At 67.8% G+C, this 22,211-nt stretch carries 20 protein-coding genes and 1 tRNA gene; 12 read left to right on the forward strand and 9 right to left on the reverse strand.

Going from position 1 to position 22,211, the window contains the following annotated elements; all coding sequences use genetic code 11:
- Positions 1 to 4: 4 nt before the first annotated feature.
- The 8 genes from atpA to queD form a co-directional block, all read right to left on the reverse strand.
- On the reverse strand, positions 5 to 1,555 hold the full coding sequence (gene atpA / locus ABQJ56_RS01610; protein WP_367843239.1) for a F0F1 ATP synthase subunit alpha: 1,551 nt from the start codon (positions 1,553 to 1,555) through the stop codon (positions 5 to 7).
- Positions 1,556 to 1,768: 213 nt separating this feature from the next.
- Complete coding sequence (locus ABQJ56_RS01615; RefSeq protein WP_367843240.1) at positions 1,769 to 2,302, reverse strand: F0F1 ATP synthase subunit delta; 534 nt, start codon at positions 2,300 to 2,302, stop codon at positions 1,769 to 1,771.
- A 3-nt stretch (positions 2,303 to 2,305) separates the two neighbouring features.
- Entirely contained in the window at positions 2,306 to 2,776 is a 471-nt protein-coding gene (locus ABQJ56_RS01620; RefSeq protein ID WP_367843241.1) for a F0F1 ATP synthase subunit B, read from the reverse strand.
- A gap of 92 nt (positions 2,777 to 2,868) precedes the next feature.
- Complete coding sequence (atpE, locus tag ABQJ56_RS01625; protein WP_367843242.1) at positions 2,869 to 3,147, reverse strand: F0F1 ATP synthase subunit C; 279 nt, start codon at positions 3,145 to 3,147, stop codon at positions 2,869 to 2,871.
- A 61-nt stretch (positions 3,148 to 3,208) separates the two neighbouring features.
- Positions 3,209 to 4,024: a F0F1 ATP synthase subunit A gene (gene atpB / locus ABQJ56_RS01630; RefSeq protein ID WP_367843243.1), complete on the reverse strand. Its 816-nt coding sequence runs from the start codon at positions 4,022 to 4,024 to the stop codon at positions 3,209 to 3,211.
- A 3-nt stretch (positions 4,025 to 4,027) separates the two neighbouring features.
- On the reverse strand, positions 4,028 to 4,393 hold the full coding sequence (locus ABQJ56_RS01635) for a hypothetical protein (protein ID WP_367843244.1): 366 nt from the start codon (positions 4,391 to 4,393) through the stop codon (positions 4,028 to 4,030).
- 259 nt (positions 4,394 to 4,652) lie between these two features.
- The gene (locus ABQJ56_RS01640) at positions 4,653 to 5,033 is read right to left on the reverse strand and encodes a phasin family protein (RefSeq protein WP_367843245.1); all 381 of its coding nucleotides are present in this window, start codon (positions 5,031 to 5,033) and stop codon (positions 4,653 to 4,655) included.
- A 290-nt stretch (positions 5,034 to 5,323) separates the two neighbouring features.
- Complete coding sequence (gene queD, locus ABQJ56_RS01645; protein WP_367843246.1) at positions 5,324 to 5,677, reverse strand: 6-carboxytetrahydropterin synthase QueD; 354 nt, start codon at positions 5,675 to 5,677, stop codon at positions 5,324 to 5,326.
- A gap of 264 nt (positions 5,678 to 5,941) precedes the next feature.
- Between queD and ABQJ56_RS01650 the strand changes: the two genes are divergently transcribed.
- From ABQJ56_RS01650 to ABQJ56_RS01680, 7 genes are all read left to right on the forward strand, one after another.
- Entirely contained in the window at positions 5,942 to 7,006 is a 1,065-nt protein-coding gene (locus ABQJ56_RS01650; protein ID WP_367843247.1) for a glucokinase, read from the forward strand.
- 101 nt (positions 7,007 to 7,107) lie between these two features.
- The gene (locus ABQJ56_RS01655) at positions 7,108 to 9,399 is read left to right on the forward strand and encodes a beta-N-acetylhexosaminidase (RefSeq protein ID WP_367843248.1); all 2,292 of its coding nucleotides are present in this window, start codon (positions 7,108 to 7,110) and stop codon (positions 9,397 to 9,399) included.
- 177 nt (positions 9,400 to 9,576) lie between these two features.
- Positions 9,577 to 12,780: a TonB-dependent receptor gene (locus tag ABQJ56_RS01660; RefSeq protein ID WP_367843249.1), complete on the forward strand. Its 3,204-nt coding sequence runs from the start codon at positions 9,577 to 9,579 to the stop codon at positions 12,778 to 12,780.
- 112 nt (positions 12,781 to 12,892) lie between these two features.
- The gene (locus ABQJ56_RS01665) at positions 12,893 to 14,281 is read left to right on the forward strand and encodes an APC family permease (RefSeq protein WP_367843250.1); all 1,389 of its coding nucleotides are present in this window, start codon (positions 12,893 to 12,895) and stop codon (positions 14,279 to 14,281) included.
- A gap of 4 nt (positions 14,282 to 14,285) precedes the next feature.
- Positions 14,286 to 17,009 (forward strand): glycoside hydrolase family 2 protein, encoded by a 2,724-nt coding sequence (locus tag ABQJ56_RS01670; RefSeq protein ID WP_367843251.1) that lies wholly within the window; start codon positions 14,286 to 14,288, stop codon positions 17,007 to 17,009.
- A gap of 16 nt (positions 17,010 to 17,025) precedes the next feature.
- Positions 17,026 to 18,033, forward strand: a complete 1,008-nt coding sequence (locus ABQJ56_RS01675; protein ID WP_367843252.1) for a LacI family DNA-binding transcriptional regulator — start codon at positions 17,026 to 17,028, stop codon at positions 18,031 to 18,033.
- An 82-nt stretch (positions 18,034 to 18,115) separates the two neighbouring features.
- Entirely contained in the window at positions 18,116 to 18,967 is an 852-nt protein-coding gene (locus ABQJ56_RS01680) for a sulfotransferase family protein (protein ID WP_367843253.1), read from the forward strand.
- 79 nt (positions 18,968 to 19,046) lie between these two features.
- Here ABQJ56_RS01680 and ABQJ56_RS01685 read toward each other — a convergent pair.
- A tRNA-Met gene (locus ABQJ56_RS01685) sits at positions 19,047 to 19,123 on the reverse strand.
- Between the two features lie 182 nt (positions 19,124 to 19,305).
- On the opposite strand from ABQJ56_RS01685, the gene ABQJ56_RS01690 reads away from it, so the two are divergent.
- The 5 genes from ABQJ56_RS01690 to nudC all read left to right on the forward strand — a co-directional run bounded on the left by ABQJ56_RS01690 (position 19,306) and on the right by nudC (position 22,142).
- Positions 19,306 to 19,866, forward strand: coding sequence for an RNA pyrophosphohydrolase (locus ABQJ56_RS01690; RefSeq protein WP_367843254.1), 561 nt, complete (start codon positions 19,306 to 19,308; stop codon positions 19,864 to 19,866).
- A gap of 56 nt (positions 19,867 to 19,922) precedes the next feature.
- A complete protein-coding gene (locus ABQJ56_RS01695; protein ID WP_367843255.1) occupies positions 19,923 to 20,141 on the forward strand; it encodes a (2Fe-2S)-binding protein in 219 nt (72 codons plus the stop codon).
- A 102-nt stretch (positions 20,142 to 20,243) separates the two neighbouring features.
- On the forward strand, positions 20,244 to 20,714 hold the full coding sequence (gene bfr, locus ABQJ56_RS01700; protein WP_367843256.1) for a bacterioferritin: 471 nt from the start codon (positions 20,244 to 20,246) through the stop codon (positions 20,712 to 20,714).
- 76 nt (positions 20,715 to 20,790) lie between these two features.
- Positions 20,791 to 21,168, forward strand: coding sequence for an iron-sulfur cluster insertion protein ErpA (gene erpA / locus ABQJ56_RS01705; protein ID WP_077484063.1), 378 nt, complete (start codon positions 20,791 to 20,793; stop codon positions 21,166 to 21,168).
- Between the two features lie 2 nt (positions 21,169 to 21,170).
- Positions 21,171 to 22,142 carry an NAD(+) diphosphatase gene (gene nudC, locus ABQJ56_RS01710; protein ID WP_367843257.1) on the forward strand — a complete coding sequence of 324 codons (972 nt, stop codon included), beginning with the start codon at positions 21,171 to 21,173 and terminating at the stop codon, positions 22,140 to 22,142.
- Positions 22,143 to 22,211: the final 69 nt, after the last annotated feature.

The following is a 22,211-nucleotide window of genomic DNA, read 5'->3' on the forward strand; positions in this document are numbered from 1 at the left end:
GGGATTACCAGCTGCCGGTCTTCTTGAACTCGTCGAGGCCGGACTTGAAGGTCCCCTCGATGTCGTTGTTCCAGTCGCCGGTGGCGACGATCTTCTTCATCAGCTCGCCGTGGTTCTGGTGGAAGAAGTCGTGCATGCCCTTCTCGAACGCCAGCACCTTGTTGACCGGCAGGTCGTCGAGGTAGCCCTTCTCCGCGGCGTACACCGACAGCGCCAGCTCGGCGATCGACAGCGGCGCGTACTGCTTCTGCTTCATCAGCTCGGTCACGCGCTGGCCGCGGTCCAGCTGGGCGCGGGTGGCCGGGTCGAGGTCGGAGGCGAACTGTGCGAACGCCGCCAGCTCGCGGTACTGCGCCAGCGCGAGCTTCACGCCGCCGGACAGCTTCTTGACGATCTTGGTCTGCGCCGAACCGCCCACGCGCGACACCGAGATGCCGGCGTTCACGGCCGGGCGGATGCCCGCGTTGAACAGGTCGGTCTCGAGGAAGATCTGGCCGTCGGTGATCGAGATCACGTTGGTCGGCACGAAGGCGGACACGTCGCCGGCCTGGGTCTCGATGACGGGCAGCGCGGTGAGCGAGCCGGTCTTGCCCTTCACTTCGCCGTGGGTGAATTTCTCGACGTATTCCTCGCTGACGCGCGAGGCGCGCTCGAGCAGGCGCGAGTGCAGGTAGAACACGTCGCCCGGATAGGCCTCGCGGCCCGGCGGGCGCTTCAGCAGCAGCGAGATCTGGCGGTAGGCCACGGCCTGCTTGGACAGGTCGTCATAGACGATCAGCGCGTCCTGGCCGCGGTCGCGGAAGTATTCGCCCATGGCGCAACCGGAGTACGGCGCGATGTACTGCAGCGCGGCCGACTCGGAGGCGGAGGCGACCACCACGATGGTGTTGGCCAGCGCGCCATTCTCTTCCAGCTTGCGCACCACGTTCGCGATGGAGGAGCGCTTCTGGCCGATCGCCACGTAGATCGAGAAGATGCCCGAGTTCTTCTGGTTGATGATCGCGTCGATCGCCAGCGCGGTCTTGCCGGTCTGGCGGTCGCCGATGATCAGCTCGCGCTGGCCGCGACCGATCGGGATCATCGAGTCGACCGACTTGTAGCCGGTCTGCACCGGCTGGTCGACCGACTTGCGCCAGATCACGCCCGGCGCGACCTTCTCGATCGGCGAGCTGAGCTTGGCGTTGAGCGGGCCCTTGCCGTCGATCGGGTTGCCCAGCGCATCCACCACGCGGCCGAGCAGCTCGGGGCCGACCGGCACTTCGAGGATGCGGCCGGTGGTCTTGGCGACGTCGCCCTCGCGCAGGTGCTGGTATTCGCCCAGCACCACCGCGCCGACCGAGTCGCGCTCCAGGTTCAGCGCCAGCGCAAACGCGTTGCCCGGCAGCTCGATCATTTCGCCCTGCATCACGTCGGCCAGGCCGTGGATGCGCACGATGCCGTCGGACACGCTGATGATCGTGCCCTCGTTGCGGGCTTCCGCGCCGAGCTTGAACTGCTCGATGCGGCTCTTGATCAGTTCGCTGATCTCGGACGGGTTGAGAGTGGTGCTGGACATGTCGATATCCTGAAATTTGAAAGCCTTTTTTAAGAGTCCGGCCATGGACGGCCGGCTTTTGCTCTTCGCGAAACGGACTTCGCGTGAAACTTTTGATTGTCCGGCCATGGATGGCCGGTTTTTGCTCTTCTGCGAAAGGACTTCGCATGAAACCTTTGTCGTACGGCCCTGGATGGCCGGTCCTGCTCTTCGCGAAACGGCTTCGCGTGAAACTCAGCTTGCGAGGGCGCTGCCCAGGCGCTCGAGGCGCCCGCGCGCGGAACCGTCGATCACTTCGCTGCCGGTGTCGATCACCACGCCGGCCAGCAGCGAGGCATCGACCCGGGCGTCCAGTTCGATCTCGCGCTTGAAGCGGCGCTTCAGCGAAGCCTTGAGTTGCTCGGCCTGCGCCGCGTCCAGCGCCATCGCGCTGGTCACCTTGACCAGCAGCTGCGACTCGGACTCGCGCCGGTACTGCTCGTACAGCGCCGCCACTTCCGGCAGCAGCGCCATGCGGCGGTGCTCGGCCAGTTCACCGAGGAATTGCGCGAACGGCGCATCGGCCGCCATGCCCTCGGGCAGGTGCAGCGCCATCAGCTGCTTCGGCAGCACGCGCGGATCGTTGCCGAGCGCCGCCACGCGTGGGTCGGCAGCCACCTGGGCGGCGAACGCCAGCGCCTGCGACCATGCCGCCAGCGCACCGCCGGCGTGGGCCAGCTCGAATGCGGCGCGGGCGTAGGGACGGGCGAGGGTGATTGCCTGGGCCATGGCTCAGACCTCGGCGGCGAGCTGGTCGAGCAGTGCCTTGTGCGTCGAGGCATCCACCTCGCGCTGCACGATCTTCGAGGCGCCCTGCACGGCCAGCGCACCGACGCGCTCGCGCAACTGTTCGCGCGCCTGCTGCGCCATCGCGGCGATATCGTCCTGCGCGGCGGCCTTCAGCCGGTTGATCTCGACGATGGCGTCGGCGCGGGCCTTGTCGAGGATGCCGTTGGCCTGCTGCTGCGCCTTGTCGATGATCTCGGACGCCTGCTGGCGCGCCTTGCGGATCTCGTCCGCCACCTTGGTGTCGGCACTCTTCAGCTCGGCGTGCGCGCGCTCGGCGGCACTGAGGCCCTCGGCGATCTTGATCTGCCGCTCCTCGATGGCCTTGCTGAGGTGCGGCCAGATGAACTGGACGCAGAACCAGATGAGGATGGCGAAAGCAATCATTTCGCCGATCAGGGTCGCGTTGAAATCCATCGCTGCCTTACCTGCAAATACGGAATGGAGCCGGCGCGGACATCGAACGATCCGCGCCGAGAGAACGGCGGCGCCAGGCGCCGCCTAGGACATCAACCAGCAGCCAGCTTCGACAGCAGCGGGTTCGCCACGGCGAAGTACATCGCCAGCGCCACGCCGATCAGGAACGCCGCGTCGATCAGGCCGGCCAGCAGGAACATGCGGCCCTGCAGCAGCGGCACCAGCTCCGGCTGGCGGGCAGCGGCTTCCAGGAACTTCGAACCCATCACGCCGATGCCGATACAGGCACCCAGGGCACCGAGGCCGATGATCAGGCCGAGCGCGATGGCGGTGAAGCCTTGGACTTGAGCAATGTGAGCGACTAGTTCCACGGTGGTCTCCTCGAAAAAACGGTTTTGCGTTGAAGGGTTGAAAGTTGAAACGGAACCGGAATCAGTGATGGTCGTGCGCCATCGAGATGTACACGATGGTCAGCACCATGAAGATGAAGGCCTGGATCGAGATGATCAGGATGTGGAAGATGCCCCACACCGTGTAGCCGATGATGCCGGCGCCATACAGCGCCCAGCCAGCCACGCCGGCACCGGCGCTGAACAGGCCGGCGATCAGCATGAACACCAGCTCGCCCGCGTACATGTTGCCGAACAGTCGCATCGCCAGGCTCACCGGCTTGGACAGCAGCTCGACCAGGTTCAGCGCGAAATTGGGAATCCACAGCGCCGGATGCTTGCCGAACGGCGCGGTGAACAGCTCGTGCATGTAGCCGCCGAAACCCTTGGCCTTGAAGCTGTAGACGATGATCAGCAGGAACACCGTGATCGACATCGCGAACGTCATGTTGATGTCGGCCGTGGGCACGGCGCGGAAGTGGCCGATGCCGAATTTCTGGGTGATCCAGGGCAGCAGATCCACCGGCAGCAGGTCCATCGCGTTCATCAGGAACACCCAGACGAACACGGTCAGCGCCAGCGGGCCCAGCACGCGGCGGTCGCCGTGGAACACGTCCTTGACCTGGCCATCGACGAACTCGAGGATGATCTCGACGAAAGCCTGCCCCTTGGACGGCACGCCCGAGGTGGCCTTGCGCGCCTTCGACCAGAACCACAGGCAGAACAGCACGCCCAGCACCAGCGACACGGCGACCGAGTCGAGATGCACTGCCCAGAAACCTTCCTTGCTCACCTGCGGAACGAGATGCGTAAGGTGGTGCTGGATGTATTCGGTAAGCCCGCCCGGCTCGCTTGCCATGAATCAACCCTTGAATCTGAATGCCGCCAGATAAACCGCGTAGGCAGCCACCAGCCCCGTCACGGCGGCCAGCGGCGGCAACTTGTACTTGAACAGGATCAACCCCAGCCCGCCGACAACCACTGCCCATTTCAGCAGCATGCCGAGCAGCAGACGGGCGAAAGCCGCCGCGCCACCAACCAGCCGGCCGAAGGCCTGCACGGACATCAGCGCGGTACCCAGCGCCACCGTGAACCCTCCGGCCGCAGCCGAAACCGCCTCCCGATGTCCCTTCAGCAGGAACATCACGCCGATCATCGCCGCCACCGCGAGCTGCAGCAGCGCCGTGCGCAGTGCGAGGCGCCGACCGGCGTCGAGACTGTTGAGCACGCAACCTCTCCGCATCGGTTTCCACCGAGTGGCACCGATACAGCCACGAACCATGATCCAATCCGTAAAAGTATATCAGTGCCCCGCTCGAAGCGACAAGCCGCGAACACTGTGGCAACTTGTCCCGCGACCCGCCGGCAACGCCGTCGTTGCCCCCTGATTCACCAAAGAAAAGGGCCGGACTGGGGAAGTCCGGCCCATGCTGCCGCGCGGGAGGGGAGCCGCCGGCAGGGTGCCACCAGGGATTGTGTCGCAGGCCTTACTTCGCGGCCTTCTTCGCGACCGGCGCAGCCACCGCCTCGTTGGCGGCCTGACGCTGCTCCTGCACCAGCGCCTGCAGCGACTCCGCAGCCTTCTGCGTCACGGCGATGATTTCCTGCGAAACCGCCACCGCACGCTCGGCCTGCTCGCGGCTCAGGCTGGCGCCCTTTTCCCACAGGCTGCGCAGGGCATCGGCGTCACGCGTCTCCAGCGCCTCGGCCACGAACGCGGCCGAATCACGCGTCTGCTGCTCCAGCGCCTTGAGCTGCAGCCCGGCGACCGTCTCCAGGCTCTTCAGGGCCAGCGACTGCGCCTTGAACGCGCCCTCGGTGACCTGCTTGGTGTAGGCGAAAAACTGGTTGTTGAACTGCTGAGTCATGAGCTTGCCCTCGCTGGGGTATGCGGTTAGTGGGAGCCACTCTAGCAAGCTTTTTTGTGCAATGCAATATATTTTTCGCAGCCAGGCAAGGCCACTGTGAAAATATTCAGGATATACACGCCGTTGAATCAATCACACGACTGTCGCAACGCCGCAATATCCATGTCGGCAGGCCTCAACTGCTGACGGCCAGTCTGCCGACCACAACTGCCCCCTGCTCACGCGACCGCTCCGGTCCGGGCACGGGGAACGATGGCAAAGCGCTTTCCCGCCAGCATCCTGGATCCCGCCTAACCCCGATAGCGGCAGCCCGACGTGCAAGTCTCGTGCACGGCGACCTCGGACAGCAGCGGCAGCGCCGGCTTGAGGCGTTCCCAGACCCACATGGCCAGCCGCTCGCTGGTCGGGTTTTCCAGACCCTCGACCTCATTGAGGTAGTGGTGGTCGAGCTGGTCGTACAAGGGCTGGAACGCCGCCTTCACGTCGGCGAAGTCCATCACCCAGCCACTGTCCGCACCCAACTCGCCGCTCAGGTGGATCTCCACGCGGAAGGAATGCCCATGCAGGCGTGCGCATTTGTGCCCGGCCGGCACATTCGGCAGGCGGTGCGCCGCCTCGAGGGTGAAGGTCTTGAAGATATCCATCCCGGCATTCTATCGCGCCGCCACCGCGCGGCCGCCGCGGCAACCCTGGTGTGCTGGTCGCCACCGCGATTGCTCCCCGGCACCCCACGGGGTGCTGCGACACAGCATGCCTCGGGCGCCGCGCCGCGTCAGGCATGGACTTTTATCAATATCTTTCAACTAATTGCGACTTCGTCCCTGCCGACTTCGGGCATGCCGCGCCGCGGATTGACACCGGTGTCAACGGCTCGCAAGCTGGCCCCCGTTCCGTTGCGGGGGAGCACGGTGAACGCGGCAATCGACCAACCGGACCAACCGGCGAGTGTCCCGGCGGCGCCATTCCTGGCGGCCGACGTCGGCGGCACGCACGCACGCGTCGCACTGATCCAGGCCACGCAAAATGCGGGGCGCGGGGTCGAGGTGCTGGCCTACCGCAAGTTCGCCTGCGGGGACTTCGGCGGGCTGGCGGAACTGCTGCAGGCCTTCGTCGCCAGCGAGCTGCGCGCCCCGGTGCGGCACTGCGTGCTGGCCTGCGCGGGCCAGCTGATGGGCGACGAGGTGCTCAACGACAACTCCGCCTGGCCCATCCACCTGCCGTCGCTGCGCCTGGCACTGGCACTGGACGATATCGTCGCCCTCAATGACTTCGAAGCGCTGGGATACGCGCTCGACAACCCCCTGGCCTGCAGCGGCCGCCTGCTGTGCGGACCGGACCGCCCAACCGATGGCCCGACACTGGTGATCGGCCCCGGCACCGGCCTGGGCGCGGCGGTACGCCTGCCCGGTCCCGCCGGCGGCCGCGTGCTGACCACGGAAGCCGGCCAGATGGACTTCGCGCCGCATTCGATCCGCGAGCGCGAGATCCTCGCGCAACTGGCACCGGACGGCGGTTACCTGCCGTACGAACACATCGTGTCGGGCCCCGGTCTGCTGACCCTGTACCGGACCTTGTGCAGCCTGCGTGGGGAAACGCCCTGGCTGGCCACGCCCGAGGCCGTCACCGCGGCGGCCATGGCCTGCAGCGACGCGCAGGCCGCGGAGGCGGTGGAGATCTTCTGCGCGGCGCTGGGAAGTTTCGTGGGCAGCGTGGCCATGACGTTCATGGCCAGCGGTGGCGTGTACCTGGCCGGCGGCTTCCTGGATTCCATGTTCGGCCTGCTCGAACGCAGCGCCTTCGAGGAACGCTTCCTGCACGGGCGCAGCGTGCGTGCGTTCCTGTCGCAGGTTCCGGTGTGGGTGACCGAGCACGGACAGCACGGCGTGCTCGGTGCGGCGCGCTGGTATCTCGAGCGTGGCGGGACCGTTGCAGCAGCGTCGCGCCACGCCGTGGCAGGCGGCCCGTCGCCGTGAACCGCATCGCGACATCGGCGCCACGCCTGTCCCGACGACCGGGAGCGGGGACGCGTGCCGGGAAGAATCTCGCCGCGTCCGCCATCGCGTGGCTGGCGGCCATGGGCGTCGCCATGGCGATGCCGGCCGCGCCCGCCTGGTCACTGCTGCCGCAGCCTGTCCAGGCGCACCCGACCGGATCGCCCGCCGTCGAGCTTGCGGATGGCGCCGTAATCGCGGTACGCGGCACGGATCGCCTGCAGTTGCAGGCCATCGCGGATCGGTTCGTACGCCTGCTGGCCGATACGCGCGGGCTGCAATTGCACACGGCGACGGCGGCCGATGCGCGCGCCGCCATCATCTTCGACGTGGACCCGCACGCGGACGTGACGGGCGACGCCGGCTACCGCATCGTGGTCGGCGACCGGCGCATCCGGATCAGCGCGCGCACGCCGCGCGGCGCGTTCTATGGCAGTGTCACGCTGTGGCAGTTGCTGACGCCGCCCGGCTGGACCCGCGGCAGCGCAGCCGTGGTGGCCGCGGGCGTGATCGACGATCACCCGCGTTTCGCCTGGCGTGCACTGCTGCTCGATTCCGGACGACACTTCCAGAGCGTGGCCGAGATCGAGCAGCTGATCGACTGGATGTCGCTCGACAAGCTCAACGTGCTGCTCTGGCACCTGACCGAAGACCAGGGCTGGCGCCTCGACATCCCCGGGTACCCCGCGCTCACGCGGACCGGTGCCTGCCGCCAGGCGGTGGGCCTCGACGCCGAGTTGACCGGTTCGCCCGGCAAGCCCTACTGCGGCCACTACACCGAAGCCGAGGTACGCGAGATCGTGCGCCACGCCGCCGCGCGCTACGTCACCGTGGTGCCGGGCATCGACCTGCCCGGACACTCGCAGGCGGCCATCGCCGCGTACCCGTGGCTGGGCGTCACCGGCCAGCGTCCGTCCGTGTGGGCCGAGTGGGGCGTCAGCCCGTGGTTGCTGAAACCCGACGCGAAGACGCTGCGCTTCGTCGACGACGTGCTCGACGAGGTGATGCGGCTGTTCCCCTCGCGCTACGTCTCGATCGGCGGCGACGAGGCCGACAAGCAGCAATGGAGCGCGTCGCCCGACGTGCACGCACAGATGCAGCGGCTGGGCCTGGCGAACATGGACCAGTTGCAGGGCTGGTTCACCGGCCGGGTCGCCGCGCATCTCGTCGCGCATGGGCGCACGCCGGTCGGCTGGGATGACGAACTGGTCGCCGGTGCGCCGCTGCCGGCTTCGGAAGTGGTGATGTCGTGGCACGGCAACGACGGCGAACGCGTGGCACTAACCGCGCTGCGGCAGGGCCACGACGTGGTGATGACGCCGCAGGAATCGCTGTATTTCGACCACTACCAGTCCGCCCTGCCCGACGAATGGCCGGGGCAACCGCCGATGGCGACGTTGCGGCAGGCCTACGACACGGCCGTGCTCCCGCCTGGCGCGAACGCGGCCGAAGCCAGCCACGTGATCGGCGTGCAGGCCGGGCTCTGGACCGAGCTGATGCCAGGCTTCGCGCGCGACCAGCATGCGCTGTACCCGCGCGTCGCCGCCCTGGCGGAACTGGGCTGGTCGCCGGCGGCCGCGCACGACTGGAACGGCTTCCTGCAGCGCCTGCCCGCCGAACTCGCGCGCTACCGCGCGCTCGGCATCGGCTATGCCGACACGGCGTTTGCGCCCGCCTTCGAGGTGACGGCAGGCGCCGGTGACACGTTGCGCGTCGCGCTGTCCAGTCAGACGGAATCCGGCACGATCCGCTACACGATCGACGGCTCCGCGCCCACGCCGGCCTCCACGCCGTACGTCCATCCGCTGGCATTCCACGCGCACGACAGCACGACGCTGCGCGCGGCGAGCTTCGCGTCCGACGGCTACGAACTTGCCATGCCGCGCGCCCAGCTGCTGGGTCCCGCCACCCTGCTCGGCCGCGACGGCAGCCAGCTCGCCACGTGCTCGCGCCAGCCGGGCATGCGCTTGGGCGGCCAGCGGCCGGCACAAGGCCCGCGGCCGGTCTACGCGATGGACGTCGGCGACATGTGCTGGCTGTGGCCGCAGGCGCCGCTGGCAGGCGTCACGCGCGTCAGCGTGACCGTGGCCCGCGTGGCATGGCGCTTCGGCGACGAGGCGAAGGATGCCGTGGTGCGCCGGAAGTCGAGCGCCGCCGGCGAGATCGAGATCCACGCCGATTCCTGCACGGGGCCGCTGCTTGCCGTGCTGCCGCTGGCAGCGGCGGCACGCACGGGCGGGCAGACCACGCTGCAGGCCGACATGTCGGCGCCGAAGGCCGGCGCCATCCACGACCTGTGCATCTATGCCACGGGCGATCCACGCGACGGCCAGTGGGCGCTGGCGCGAATGGCATTTTCCAAAGGCGGCAACTGACTGGAACAGGCATGCCGCAGGGAGCACCGCATGGAAACGGCCATGGCGCCCGCGCCACGGCCGGCACATCGAGAAAGGGCATGGCACGCCATGCAACAAGCGTCATCCGGATACACAGGTTTTGAAGCAGCGCGGAGCAGTTGGCATTCGACCGACATCAACCGAGAGGCAAAGCCCATGTCCACCGACCATCGCAAGCACCCCTTGTCATTCGCCATATCCATGTCGCTGCTCGCCGTCGTGGCGACCTCCGCCATGGCATCGCCGCACCCGGGTGCCCAGGCGGACAGTCCGGGAGCGCAGGCCGCCGCGCCGCAAGACACGCCGGCAGCGCCGTCGACCGATGCCGCGCAGGCCAAGTCCAGGGCCGCCGACGCCGCGAAGGAAAAAGCGGCAGTCACCTTGTCCACCGTCACCGTCTCCGGCGTGCGCGCCTCGCAGATGCGCGCGATCGACCTGAAGCGCGAGGCGCCGAACATCCAGGACAGCATCACGGCGGAAAACATCGGTGCACTGCCCGACGTGACCATCACCGACTCCCTGCAGCGCGTCACCGGCGTGCAGATCAACCGCGACGCCGGCGTGGGCACCTCGGTGGACGTGCGCGGCCTGCCCCAGGTCGGCACCATGCTGAACGGCGAAGTGTTCATCACCGCGGACCAGATCGACTCGCAGCAGCCCGACTTCACCATGCTGCCGTCCACGCTGTTCCACGGCGTGGACGTGGTCAAGTCGTCCACCGCCAACGAGACCGACAGCGGCATCAGCGGCGCCATCGACCTGCATACCTACCGCCCCTGGGACCTGCCCAGCGGCTTCACCTACAGCTACTCCGCCAACGGCGAGCGCGGCACCACCACCAACCGCTGGGGACCCGAGGCCAACGGCCTCGTTTCGTTCAACGACGACGGCCACTGGGGACTGCTGGTCTCCGCCGATTTCTCCAACACCACGCGGATGAACTCCACCGAGGGCCTGGACCAGTACGGCGTGGTGCTCAACGGCGAGAACGCGGCCAGCGCGGGCGGCTACTACGGCTTCCTGTCCGGCTGGAACGGCGCGCCGATCCCGTCGCAGATCGCGCAGAACGCCGACGGCAGCGTGGACGTCAACGGCGACGGCAAATCCAACGGCGTGTTCATGGGCAGCCAGAACTTCGGCCTTTACGACACCACCACCCAGCGCAAGCGCAAGTCCGGCAACGCCTCGTTCCAGATGGATCTCGGCAACGGCTTCAGCCTGACCAGCGACTACTTCTACTCGCAGCAGCGCGAGTACGACCGCAACGTCGGCATCCAGTTCAACTCCACCAACTGGCAGGGCGCGACCTACGTGCCGTTGCAGTCGCGCAACACCGGCAGCCCCGCCCTCGGCTCCTACGGCACGCCGGAGCCGGGCTGGCAGGGTTCGCAGTTCTACACCACGCAGGTGTACGAGAAGTGGCCCGGCGATGTGGAGTCGTTCTCGCAGATCACGCAGAAGAGCTCCAACGCGAAGAACTTCAACCTGCAGCTGGACTACGACAACGGCGGCGCGTTCACGGCCAGCCTGCGCGGCGTCCACGACACGGCGTTCCAGTCGAACGTGGAAACCGACATCAACGTCTCCGACTCCGACGGCGCCCTGTGGCCCAACGCGATGGTGGACGGCAGCGCTTCCGCCGTGCCGCCCGGCACCATGGTGTTTCCGTCGCAGCTCGGCGGCAACCGCGTGTTCAATGCCAACGGCATCCCGCAGAACACGATGCCTATCATCGCGAACTTCGGCGGCCGCTACCTCACGATCGGCATGCCCGCCTCGCTGGCCGCCGCCTTTGCCAATCCCAGCGGCTGGACCATGAAGACGCTGGAATCCTCCGGCGACTACGACCGCCAGGTGAGCCTCAACGCGCTGCGCTTCGACGGCAAGTACGACTTCGAGGACGGCTTCAAGCTCGAATTCGGCGTGCGCAACAGCATCCGCCATGCCGACAACATCGGCTGGACGCTGGAGACGCCGGTGTACGCCGGCATGGGCGCCAGCGACCCGAACGGATGCCTGGTGCGCTACGTCGGCGCCGACGTGGTGATGGACAGCGGCTCGTGCACCGCGGGCAACGACCAGGGCGCCTACCGCGCCGGGCCGATTTCCGCGCTGCCCATGCCGAAGACGCCGGCGCCGCTGTCGGGCAACTGGAAGGCATACACCAACCTGCTCGGCTCGGGCATCAACTTCTGGGCGGTCGATCCCTCCGCCATGATCAATCCCGTTGCGTACTGGAAGTCGCTCTATCCGGACACCATCGAGGCGGGCGAGCCGGGCACCACCTGGGGCGTGGGGCTGAAGGAGCTGACCGGCTACCTGCAGGGCGACTTCAGCGGCACGTTCGGCGGCATGCCCTACAGCGGCAACGTCGGCGTGCGCGTGATCCGCACCAACCTGGACGTGACCCAGCACCTGAGCGGCGACCCGGGTTCGTACGGCGACGAACCCGCCGACGTGGGCACCTCCCTCACCAGGCGCAACTACCAGGACGTGCTGCCGTCGGCCAACTTCTCGCTGGATATCACCGACAGCCTGAAATTCCGCCTGGCCTACTCCAAGAACATGATGCCGCTGGACCTCAGCACCTGGGGCGGCGGCCTGCAGCTGAACTACTCGCTGATGGAGACGCCGCAAGGCCCGATCTTCCGCGTCTCGAACGGCCAGTCATCGGGCAACCCGGACCTCAACCCGTGGCGCTCCACCAACTATGGCGCATCGCTGGAGTACTACATCAACCCCACCAGCATGCTCAGCCTCGCGCTGTTCCGCATCAACATGCAGAGCTTCATCAAGAACGGCAGCGTGACCAACTGCACCCTGCCGGACGAGGATGGCGTGGTACGCAATCATTGCATCGTGATCAACGAGCCGGTGCAGGGCACCGGCAACAGCATCCACGGCGCGGAGTTCGACTACCGCCAGGGCTTCACCTTCCTGCCGGGCATCCTGTCCAGGACGGGCATGGAGGTGAACGCCACCTACGCGCCCAGCAACTCGGGTGAACGGGACTTGTCTGGCGCCAAGATCCCGTTCCAGGACAACTCCACCAAGTCCGGCAACTTCATCCTGTGGTACCAGGACGACCACTTCCAGGCCCGGGTCGCGTACAACTACCGTTCGCGGCGGGCGGTGATGGACAGCGTGGGCGGCATCACGGGCATGGAGATGTACGAGGCGCCGCAGAAGTACCTGGACGCGTCGGTCTCGTACAAGCTCAACAAGTACGCCGAAGTGTTCGTGGACGGCACCAACCTCACCAACGAATACCAGCGGTACTACCTCGTGTGGCCCGACCAGCCCGCGCACTCGAATTTCTCCGAGCGCATGTTCATGGTCGGCATACGCGGACAGTGGTGACCGGAGACGGCGGACCGGTTGCGCCATGCGCGCAGCCGGCATCCCGGCCGTGCCCCGGACCCAGGCCCCATCCCGCGGCGCCATGCCCGCACCCGACAACGGCAAGGTAGACATGCAGGACTCCCACACCACCCGGCCTGCCGGCGACGGCAACTTCCATCGCTCGATCGGCCTGTTCTCGGGAACGGCGATCAACATGACCCAGATGTGCGGCATCGGGCCGTTCATCACCATCCCGATCATGGTCGCCACCATGGGCGGGCCGCAGGCGGTGGTCGGCTGGATCGCCGGCGCGATCCTCGCGGTGGCCGACGGCATGGTCTGGGCGGAGCTGGGCGCCGCCATGCCCGGCTCCGGCGGCAGCTACGTCTACCTGCGCGAAGCCTTCCAGTACCGCACCGGCAAGCTGATGCCGTTCCTGTTCATCTGGACCGTGCTGCTGACGATCCCCCTGCTGATGTCGACCGGCATCATCGGCATGGTCGAGTATCTGGAGTACTTCTTCCCCGATCTGGGCTGGTGGCCGGTGCACCTCGTCAGCCTGGCGGCGACCGGGCTCGTCACCTGGCTGCTGTACCGGCGGATCGAATCGATACGCGCGATCACCATCGCGCTGTGGGTGATCATGCTGGTGTCCGTCATCGGCGTGTCGGCGGCGGGCTTCTCGGACTTCCACGCGGATTACGCCTTCAGCTACCCGGCCGGTGCGTTCGGCGGCCACTTCTTCGTCGGCCTGGGCGCGGGACTCATCCTCGGCATCTACGACTACCTTGGCTACTTCACCACCGCCTACATGGGCGACGAGTTGCGCAACCCGGGCCGCACGATGCCCGGCTCCATCATCATCTCGGTGATCGCGATGATGTTCGTCTACCTCATCCTCAACATCAGCGTGCTCGGCGTGGCGCCGTGGCAGGAGATCGCCCGGTCCCGGTCCGTGGCTTCGCTGGTGGTGGAGCGCGGCTGGGGACACCTGGCCGCCGCGGGCATGACCATCCTGATCATCGTGACCGCGTTCGCCTCGGTGTTCGCCGGCCTGCTCGGCGGCTCGCGCGTGCCGTTCCAGGCCGCGCACGAAAAGGTGTTCCTGTCCGTGTTCGGCAAGCTGCACGCGAAGCACGGTTTCCCGCACGTGGCCCTGCTCACGATGGGCGTGGTGACGGCGATCGGCACGTTCTTCGACCTGACCGAGGTGATCAACATGCTGCTGGCCGCCACCATCATCGTGCAGTCGATCGCGCAGATCGCCGCGCTGGTGGTGCTGCGCAAGCGCCAGCCGACGCTCCGGCGGCCGTACCGGCAATGGCTGTATCCGGTGCCGTGCGCGATCGCGCTGCTGGGCTGGATCTACGTCTACGTGTCGGCGTCCACGCTGTCGCTGATCCTGTCCGGCGCGTGGATCGTCGCCGGCCTGGTGGTGTTCGCGATCTGGGCCAGGATCAACCGGTCCTGGCCGTTCGCCCCCGTGGAAATCCGCGAAGCCTATCTTGGGAGTGACTGAAGCCATGCGTATCCCGGCCCGACCCGTGTTCCGGATGATGCTGGTGCTGACGCTGGCGGCCGCGCCGCAAGCGCACGCCGGAATCGCCTACGCCCCCACGCCGGTGGCTGGCGATGCCGGCTCCACCGCCATCGCCCATTGGCAGATCCAGTCCAGCGCCAAGGCACAGCAAGGCGGTGCCGAGATCTCTTCCGCCGGCTTTTCCACCCGCGGCTGGTACCCGGTGAGCGGCCGCGCGACGGTGATGGCGGGGCTGCTGGAGAACGGCGTGTACAAGGACGTGTTCCACAGCGACAACCTGCGCGCGGTTGAGGAGCCCGATGCCAGCGGCAGCCCGTTCGTGATCCCCTGGTGGTATCGCGCCGGGTTCACCCTGGCCAAGGCAACGCCGGGGCGGCGCACGCTGCTGCGCACCAACGGCATGATCGCCAGCGCCGACGTGTGGGTGAACGGGCAACCGGTCGCCGACCATGCGGCCGTCGCCGGCGCCTATCCCGTGCACGAGTTCGACGTGACGCGCTGGGTGCACGCGGGCAGCAACACCCTCGCGTTGCGGGTGCATCCGGGCGACCCGAGGAAGAGCCTGTCGATCGGCTGGGTCGACTGGAACCCGACGCCGCCGGACAACAACATGGGCCCGTGGCGGGGCGTGGACATCGTGCAGACCGGGCCGGTCGAACTGCGCTTCCCGCAGGTGACGCCGACGCTGTCGCTGCCCGATCTCGCGCGCGCCGCGCTGACCGTGCAGGTGGAGGCGCGCAACCTCGACGCGGTGGCGCACGAGGCGACGATCACCGGCGTGGTGGCCGGCGTTCCGCTGCGGCAGACGATCCGCCTCGCGCCCGGCCAGGCGCAGACCGTGTCGTTCTCGCCGAAGACCGACCCGGGCCTGGCGCTCGACCATCCGAAGCTGTGGTGGCCGATCGGCATGGGCGCGCATCCGCTGTACGCCCTGCAGCTGGCGGCCACCGTCGACGGCGCGATCTCCGGCCGGGCCGGCACGACGTTCGGCATACGCAGCGTCCGTTCCAGCCTCACGAAGCAGGGCTATCGCCAGTTCTTCATCAACGGCAAGCCGCTGCTGATCCGCGGCGCGGGCTGGGCGCCGGACATGTTCCTGCGCGACGACCCCGCGCGCATGGAGGCCGAGTTCAGCTACGTCCGCAACCTCGGGCTCAACGCCATCCGCAGCGAGGGCAAGCTGGAGGACCGGCGCTTCTACGAGCTCGCCGACCGCGACGGCATCCTGATCCTCGCCGGCTGGGAGTGCTGCGACAAATGGGAGTCGGCCGCCAGGACCGGCGGCGAGCCGTGGGACGCCGCGGACGGCAACGTGGCCGAGGACTCCATGGCCAGCGAGGCGCGCCTGCTGCGCAACCACCCGTCGGTGATCGCCTTCCTGATCGGCAGCGACAACGCACCGCCGCCGGCCATCGCGAAGATGTACGTCGACACCCTGCATGCCGCAGGCTGGACGCTGCCGATCGTCGCGGCGGCATCGGACCAGGCCACGGCGGAGACCGGGCCGTCCGGCATGAAGATGACCGGGCCCTACGCATGGGTGCCGCCGGCGTACTGGTACGCCGGCAAGCTGGGTGGCGCGTTCGGCTTCAACTCCGAAACCAGCGCGGGCGCCGATATCCCGCGACTGGAAGACCTGGTGCGCATGCTTTCGCCGCAGGAACTGGAAGCGCTGTGGAAGTACCCGCAGCTGCGGCAGTACCACGCCTCCGCGGCCTGGTCGCCGTTCGCGCGCATCACGCCGTTCGACACCGCGCTGGCCCGGCGTTATGGCGAGCCCCGGAGCCTTGCCGACTACGTCGCCAAGGCCCAGCTCGACAACTACGACAACGTGCGCGCGCAGTTCGAGGCGTTCAACGCGCGGATGGATGCGGCGAGTCCCGCGACCGGCGTGATCTACTGGATGCTCAACAATGCCTGGCCTTCCCTGCACTGGCACCTGTACGACTACTACCTGAATCCGGCCGGCGCCTACTTCGGCGCCAAGAAGGCCAACGAGCCGCTGCACATCCAGTATGCCTACGACTCGAACGGCATCGTGCTGGTGAACCACACGCTGGATGACGCACACGGCCTGCAGGCGGACATCCGCGTGCGCGATCTCGACGGCAGCGTGCGTTACCAGCAGCGCCTGCAGGGCATAAGCCTCGCGGGGAACCGCACGCTGCAGCTGGCGACGCTGCCGGCCATCCCCGGCCTGTCGCGCACCTACTTCATCGAGCTCGACCTCGCATCGATGGCCGGCAAGCCGGTCAGCCGCAACGTCTACTGGCTTTCCAGCCAACCGGACCGGCTCGACTGGGTGCATTCGAACTGGTACCTCACGCCGCTGACGCAATACGCGGACCTGACCGCCCTGCAGTCGCTGCCGGCCGCGACCAGCATGGTCCGGGCGACGATGCGGCGCGAGGGAGCCGAGGACATCGCCACGGTCACGCTGTCGGTGCCCGCATCGTCCAGGGCCGTGGCGCTGTTCCAGCACGTGTCGATCCGGCGTGGCGCGCATGGCGATCTCGCACTGCCCATCCTGTGGAGCGACAATGACGTCACGCTGTGGCCCGGCGAATCGCTCACCCTCACCGCGCATTACGCCGCGCAGGGGACGGCGGCGCCGGTCGTCGAAGTGAGTGGCTGGAACGTTCCGACCCGGAGCATCCCGCTTGCCGCCGAAAGCCAGGCAGACGCTTTGCGGAAAACGAACCCTTGAATCCGGCCGGACTTTCATGACGCGCGTGACCATCGACGACGTCGCCCATGCCTCGGGCACCTCGAAAAAGACCGTGTCGCGCGTACTCAACAACGAGCCGAACGTGCGGGATACCGTGCGCGAGCGCGTGCTGGCCGCGATGGCGGAACTCAACTACCGGCCGCTCACCTCGGCCCGCAGCCTGGCGACCAACCGCTCCTTCATGATCGGCCTGCTGTACGACAACCTGTCGCCCAGCTACATCATGGAAGTGCAGGCCGGCGTGCTGCAGGCGTGCCAGGCGCAGCACTACAGCATGATGGTGCAACCGCTGGTCTCGACGGCGCCGGATCTCGTCGAGCGGGTCGAGGACATCCTGTCGCGGCACCAGCCCGACGGCCTGATCCTCACGCCGCCGATCACCGATCACCCGCAGCTGCTGGACGCGCTGCGCAAGCACGGCCTGCCGTTTGCCTCGATCGCGCCGCATCACCCCAAGGGCTGCATCGGCGTGATGCTGCACGAACGCGAAGCCGCCGCGGCGATGGTGGACCACCTGGTGGCGCTGGGCCACCGCCGCATCGCCCACATCCTCGGCGACCCCGAGCACGGCGCCGGCGTCTGGCGCCTGGCCGGCTTTCGCGACGGCCTCCAGCGCGCCGGACTGAAGGAAGACCCCGCGTACATGGTCCAGGGCCGGTTTTCCTTCGAGTCGGGCGTGGCGGCCATGCGCCAGCTGCTGGCCCTGCCGCGGCGGCCTACCGCCATCTTCGCCGCCGATGACGACATGGCCGTCGGCGCGATCTGGGCCGCCGCGGAAGCGGGGGTGTCGGTGCCGGGCGACGTTTCCATCTGCGGATTCGACGACACCACGATCGCCACGCAGGTGTGGCCGCCGCTGACCACCATCCACCAGCCCGTGCGCGAGATGGGTCGGCGCGCCACCGAAGAGCTGCTGCTGCGCGTGCTGGGCAAGGGGGACGCCAGGATGGTCGAAGTCGACTACGAAATGCGCATCCGCGCCTCGACCGCACCCCTGCCATAGTCCGGGCCACGTACCATCCACCAGGCACCCTGCCGGGACGCCTTTCCGCAGTCCACGCCATCGATCCAGAGGAGGAGCCCAGATGCCCGCCACGCCCGCTGCCGCGAAGCCGCCCCGGAAGTTCCACTTCATTTCCGGTCTGCCACGCTCGGGCAGCACGCTGCTGGCCGCCATCCTCAACCAGAACCCGCGTTTCCACGCGGGCATGACCAGCCCGCTGGCCGACATCATGGGCGTGGTGATCGCGGAGGCGAGCAGCAAGAACGATTTTTCCTTCGACGTCTCCGACGAGCAGCGCGTCGCCATGCTGCGCGGCCTGGTCGAGAACTTCTACGCGGGGCAGCCGGGTGGCGATGCCGGCATCGTGTTCGACACCAGCCGGCTGTGGTGCAGCCGGATGCAGCTGCTCGACACGCTGTTCCCGGACGCGAAGGTCATCGCCTGCGTGCGCCAGCTGTCCTGGGTGCTGGACAGCATGGAGCGGCTGGTGCGCCGGCAGCCGGTCGGCGTCAGCAAGGTGTTCCGCTTCGACACCAACACCACGGTGTACTCGCGCGTCGAGGCGCTGACCGACCCGCGCGGCATGGTGGGCTTCGCCTTCCAGGCCACCAAGGACGCGTTCTACGGCCAGTACGCCCCAGGCCACCTGCTGCTGCTCACCTACGAAAGCCTGGTGCGCAATCCGGCGGCGGCCCTGCGCGCGGTCTACCAGTTCATCGGCGAACCCTGGTTCGAGCACGACTTCGACCACATCGCCTACCAGGCGGACGAGTTCGACGCCCGCGTCGGCATGCCCGGCCTGCACACCGTGCGCCCGAAGGTGGAGCCGATCGAGCGCACCTCCATCCTGCCGCGCGAGATCTTCGGCCGCTTCATGAACGAGTCGTTCTGGATGGATCCGAAGAACAACGTCAGCCAGGTGCCGATCGTGTAGGCACTCGCCCAGGGTACGGTCGCATCGTCGCAGGCAACAAAAAACCCATGTGGTTCATGGGCTTGTTTGCGTAATTCGATGGTGGCTATGGGTGGACTCGAACCACCGACCCCAGCATTATGAGTGCTGTGCTCTAACCGGCTGAGCTACATAGCCATGGGGAAGACCGCCGCGACGGATCGCAGGGATCCCGGAGGCGGGGCGCGGCAGTTTAATGGCGAGCACGCTCCGGTTCAAGTTTTCCGGCTTGCCGCGCCCCGGCCTGCATGGTTGAATCGGGTCATCGCCTTGCGCGTGCCGGCTGCTGTCGGCGCGCGGCATGGCCCGAGGATGACGAGATGATCGACGTCGATGGCTACCGTCCGAATGTGGGCATCGTGCTGCTGAATGCGGACGGGCGCCTGTTCTGGGCGCGCCGCATCAACCGCGACGGCTGGCAGTTCCCGCAAGGCGGCATGCGCAGCGACGAGACGCCGCTGGAAGCGATGTACCGCGAACTGGAAGAGGAAACCGGCCTGGCGCCCGAGCACGTCGAGGTGGTGGCCTCCACCCGCGGCTGGCTGCGCTACAAGCTGCCGCAGCGCTACGTGCGCCACCACCAGCACCCCACCTGCATCGGCCAGAAGCAGGTGTGGTTCCTGCTCCGGCTGGTCAGCGACGAGGCCTCGCTGCGGCTGGATGCGTGCGACAAGCCCGAGTTCGACATCTGGCGCTGGGTGGATTTCTGGTACCCGGCCGCCCACGTGGTGAACTTCAAGCGGCAGGTGTACGAGCGCGCCCTGCGCCATTTCGCGCCCCTGGTGGAAGGCATGTGCCGGATCGAGCTGGGCTGCGCCCCGCCGCGCGAGGCGGGCGACGTTCCGCCGGACGATCCGCGGCACGGCTGGCGCGCCGCCTGAACGGCACGGCGCCGGCGCCATCCGCATAGTTGACAATCATTCGCATTTGCGTTCTGATGCGCGGCATGTACATCTGCCTGTGCAACGCCGTCACCGACCACGACATCCGCCGCGAAGTCGCCGACGGCGTGCGCACGTTCGCGCAGCTGCAGGCGCGCACCGGCTGCTCGGACTGCTGCGGCTGCTGCGAGCCCGAGGCACGCGCCTGCCTCGCGCAGGCCCTCGAGCAGCACGACGCCACGACCGCGCTGCCTGCCTTCGTCGCGGCCGCCTGAACCGCCGGCGCGTTCCCGCGCGCAAACCATTGCCATTCGCGTTCCGCTCGCATCACGGCGGACTTCGTATAGTCGTCGCATCCCCAGCGCGCGGAGACGGCCATGAAGGGCGACGCCAAGGTCATCGAATTCCTCAACAAGGTGCTCTACAACGAGCTGACCGCGATCAACCAGTACTTCCTGCATTACCGCATGTTCAAGGACTGGGGCTACGCGGAGCTGGCCGAGCACGAGTACAAGGAATCGATCGAGGAGATGAAGCATGCCGATCGCCTGATCGAGCGCATCCTGTTCCTCGACGGCCTGCCCAACCTGCAGCACCTGGGCAAGCTGCGCATCGGCGAGAACGTGCTGGAGTGCATCCAGGGCGACCTCGACCTGGAACTGGCCGCCACCAAGGACCTGCGTGCCGCGATCGCGCACAGCGAAGGCATCGCCGACTACGTCAGCCGCGACCTGTTCAAGGGCATCCTGCACGACGAGGAAGAGCACATCGACTGGCTGGAGACCCAGCAGAGCCTGGTCAAGGACATCGGCGCGGAGCGCTACCTGCAGAGCAAGATGCAGGGCTGACCGCGACGGCGGTCATGCCACGGCAAGGCGGGCGAAGTATGCTTGTGCCATTCGCCCGCGCCCCCATCTGAGTGCCATGGATACCGTCGTCCCGCTTCCCGTCGTTCCCGACTACCGCAGCAGCGGCGCGCCGTTGCTGTTCACCGAGGCCGCCGCGCGCAAGGTGCACGAGCTGATCGCGGAAGAGGGCAACCCCGCGCTGAAGCTGCGCGTGTACATCTCCGGCGGCGGCTGCTCGGGCTTCCAGTACGGCTTCACCTTCGACGAGGCCCAGGCCGAGGACGACTTCGCGCTGGAGCGCGAGGGCGTGACCCTGCTGTGCGACCCGCTGTCGCTGCAATACCTCACCGGCGCCGAGATCGACTACAGCGAGAACCTCGGCGGCTCGCAGTTCGTGATACGCAATCCGAACGCGAAGACCACCTGCGGCTGCGGTTCCTCGTTCTCCACCTGAGTATGGGCGCGGCTACACAGGGCAACACCTTCGCCGGACTCAGCCTGATCCTCGACCGCATGGCCGAACGCCGCGACGACGCGGCGTGGCTGGCCACGCAGGCCGGTGCGTCCGACGCGCGCTTCCTGCTGCTCGACGCCGAAGGCCGTGCCTGCCTGCATGCCGATCGCGATGCGCTGCGCTGGCTCGATCCCGGCGAACGCCAGCGGCTGTGCGCCGACATGCCGGCGTGGCTGCTCGGGATCGTCTACGGGCGCCCGCATTTCCTGCTGGCGCTGGCGGACGATGCCCGTGCCGGGGCGCTGGAAGCCGGCCTCGCCGCGCGCCGTGCCAGTCTGCGCGAGGCCGGCCTGCTGCTGGCCGCCGACGAGGCCGGCCTGTTCGCCTACGCCAAGGGCCTGGCGCACTGGCAGCGCGAGACGCGGCATTGCACCTGTTGCGGGGCGCCACTCGCCATCGTCTCCGCCGGCCACCGCATGCACTGCACGAACACCGCCTGCGGCCGCCTGCATTTCCCGCGCACCGATGCCGCGATCATCGTGATCGTGGAACACGAGGGCGCCTGCCTGCTTGGCCGTCAGGCCAGCTGGCCGCCAGGGCGCTACTCCACCCTGGCCGGCTTCGTCGAGCCGGGCGAAGCGCTGGAGGACGCGGTGCGCCGCGAGGTGATGGAGGAGTCCGGCGTGCTGGTGGGCGAGGTGCACTACCACTCCTCGCAGCCCTGGCCGATGCCGGCCTCGCTGATGGTGGGTTTCACCGCGGTGGCGCGCAATCCCGCGATCCGCCTGCGCGACCGCGAACTGGAAGACGCCCGCTGGTTCACCCCGCAGCAGATCGCCGACGGCATCGCCGATGGCAGCTTCCTGCCGCCCACGCCGCTGTCGGTATCCTACCGGCTGCTGCAGCACTGGTTGCGCGAGCGCGCGGGGATGGAACTCGACGCGCTGCTCGCGGCACGCGTCGCGCACGCCTGAGCCGCGGCGACGCGCGTCATGTGACCGCCGGACGGCTCGCATACAATGCGGCTGTCCCCCGGAGAAGCG

The sequence above is a fragment of the Rhodanobacter geophilus genome (assembly GCF_040812275.1).
In the GTDB taxonomy this organism is placed as follows: Bacteria; Pseudomonadota; Gammaproteobacteria; order Xanthomonadales; family Rhodanobacteraceae; genus Rhodanobacter_A; species Rhodanobacter_A geophilus.

Excerpts from the sequence above, each read along its gene's own strand:
- ABQJ56_RS01695 (WP_367843255.1), top strand. The coding sequence starts at position 19,923 with ATGCGCGGCATGTACATCTGCCTGTGCAACGCCGTCACCGACCACGAC.
- ABQJ56_RS01640 (WP_367843245.1), bottom strand. The coding sequence starts at position 5,033 with ATGACTCAGCAGTTCAACAACCAGTTTTTCGCCTACACCAAGCAGGTC.
- ABQJ56_RS01615 (WP_367843240.1), bottom strand. The coding sequence starts at position 2,302 with ATGGCCCAGGCAATCACCCTCGCCCGTCCCTACGCCCGCGCCGCATTC.
- ABQJ56_RS01665 (WP_367843250.1), top strand. The coding sequence starts at position 12,893 with ATGCAGGACTCCCACACCACCCGGCCTGCCGGCGACGGCAACTTCCAT.
- ABQJ56_RS01655 (WP_367843248.1), top strand. The coding sequence starts at position 7,108 with ATGGGCGTCGCCATGGCGATGCCGGCCGCGCCCGCCTGGTCACTGCTG.
- nudC (WP_367843257.1), top strand. The coding sequence starts at position 21,171 with ATGGGCGCGGCTACACAGGGCAACACCTTCGCCGGACTCAGCCTGATC.
- ABQJ56_RS01620 (WP_367843241.1), bottom strand. The coding sequence starts at position 2,776 with ATGGATTTCAACGCGACCCTGATCGGCGAAATGATTGCTTTCGCCATC.
- bfr (WP_367843256.1), top strand. The coding sequence starts at position 20,244 with ATGAAGGGCGACGCCAAGGTCATCGAATTCCTCAACAAGGTGCTCTAC.
- ABQJ56_RS01690 (WP_367843254.1), top strand. The coding sequence starts at position 19,306 with ATGATCGACGTCGATGGCTACCGTCCGAATGTGGGCATCGTGCTGCTG.
- queD (WP_367843246.1), bottom strand. The coding sequence starts at position 5,677 with ATGGATATCTTCAAGACCTTCACCCTCGAGGCGGCGCACCGCCTGCCG.
- atpB (WP_367843243.1), bottom strand. The coding sequence starts at position 4,024 with ATGGCAAGCGAGCCGGGCGGGCTTACCGAATACATCCAGCACCACCTT.
- atpA (WP_367843239.1), bottom strand. The coding sequence starts at position 1,555 with ATGTCCAGCACCACTCTCAACCCGTCCGAGATCAGCGAACTGATCAAG.
- ABQJ56_RS01660 (WP_367843249.1), top strand. The coding sequence starts at position 9,577 with ATGTCCACCGACCATCGCAAGCACCCCTTGTCATTCGCCATATCCATG.
- ABQJ56_RS01675 (WP_367843252.1), top strand. The coding sequence starts at position 17,026 with ATGACGCGCGTGACCATCGACGACGTCGCCCATGCCTCGGGCACCTCG.
- ABQJ56_RS01670 (WP_367843251.1), top strand. The coding sequence starts at position 14,286 with ATGCGTATCCCGGCCCGACCCGTGTTCCGGATGATGCTGGTGCTGACG.
- erpA (WP_077484063.1), top strand. The coding sequence starts at position 20,791 with ATGGATACCGTCGTCCCGCTTCCCGTCGTTCCCGACTACCGCAGCAGC.
- ABQJ56_RS01680 (WP_367843253.1), top strand. The coding sequence starts at position 18,116 with ATGCCCGCCACGCCCGCTGCCGCGAAGCCGCCCCGGAAGTTCCACTTC.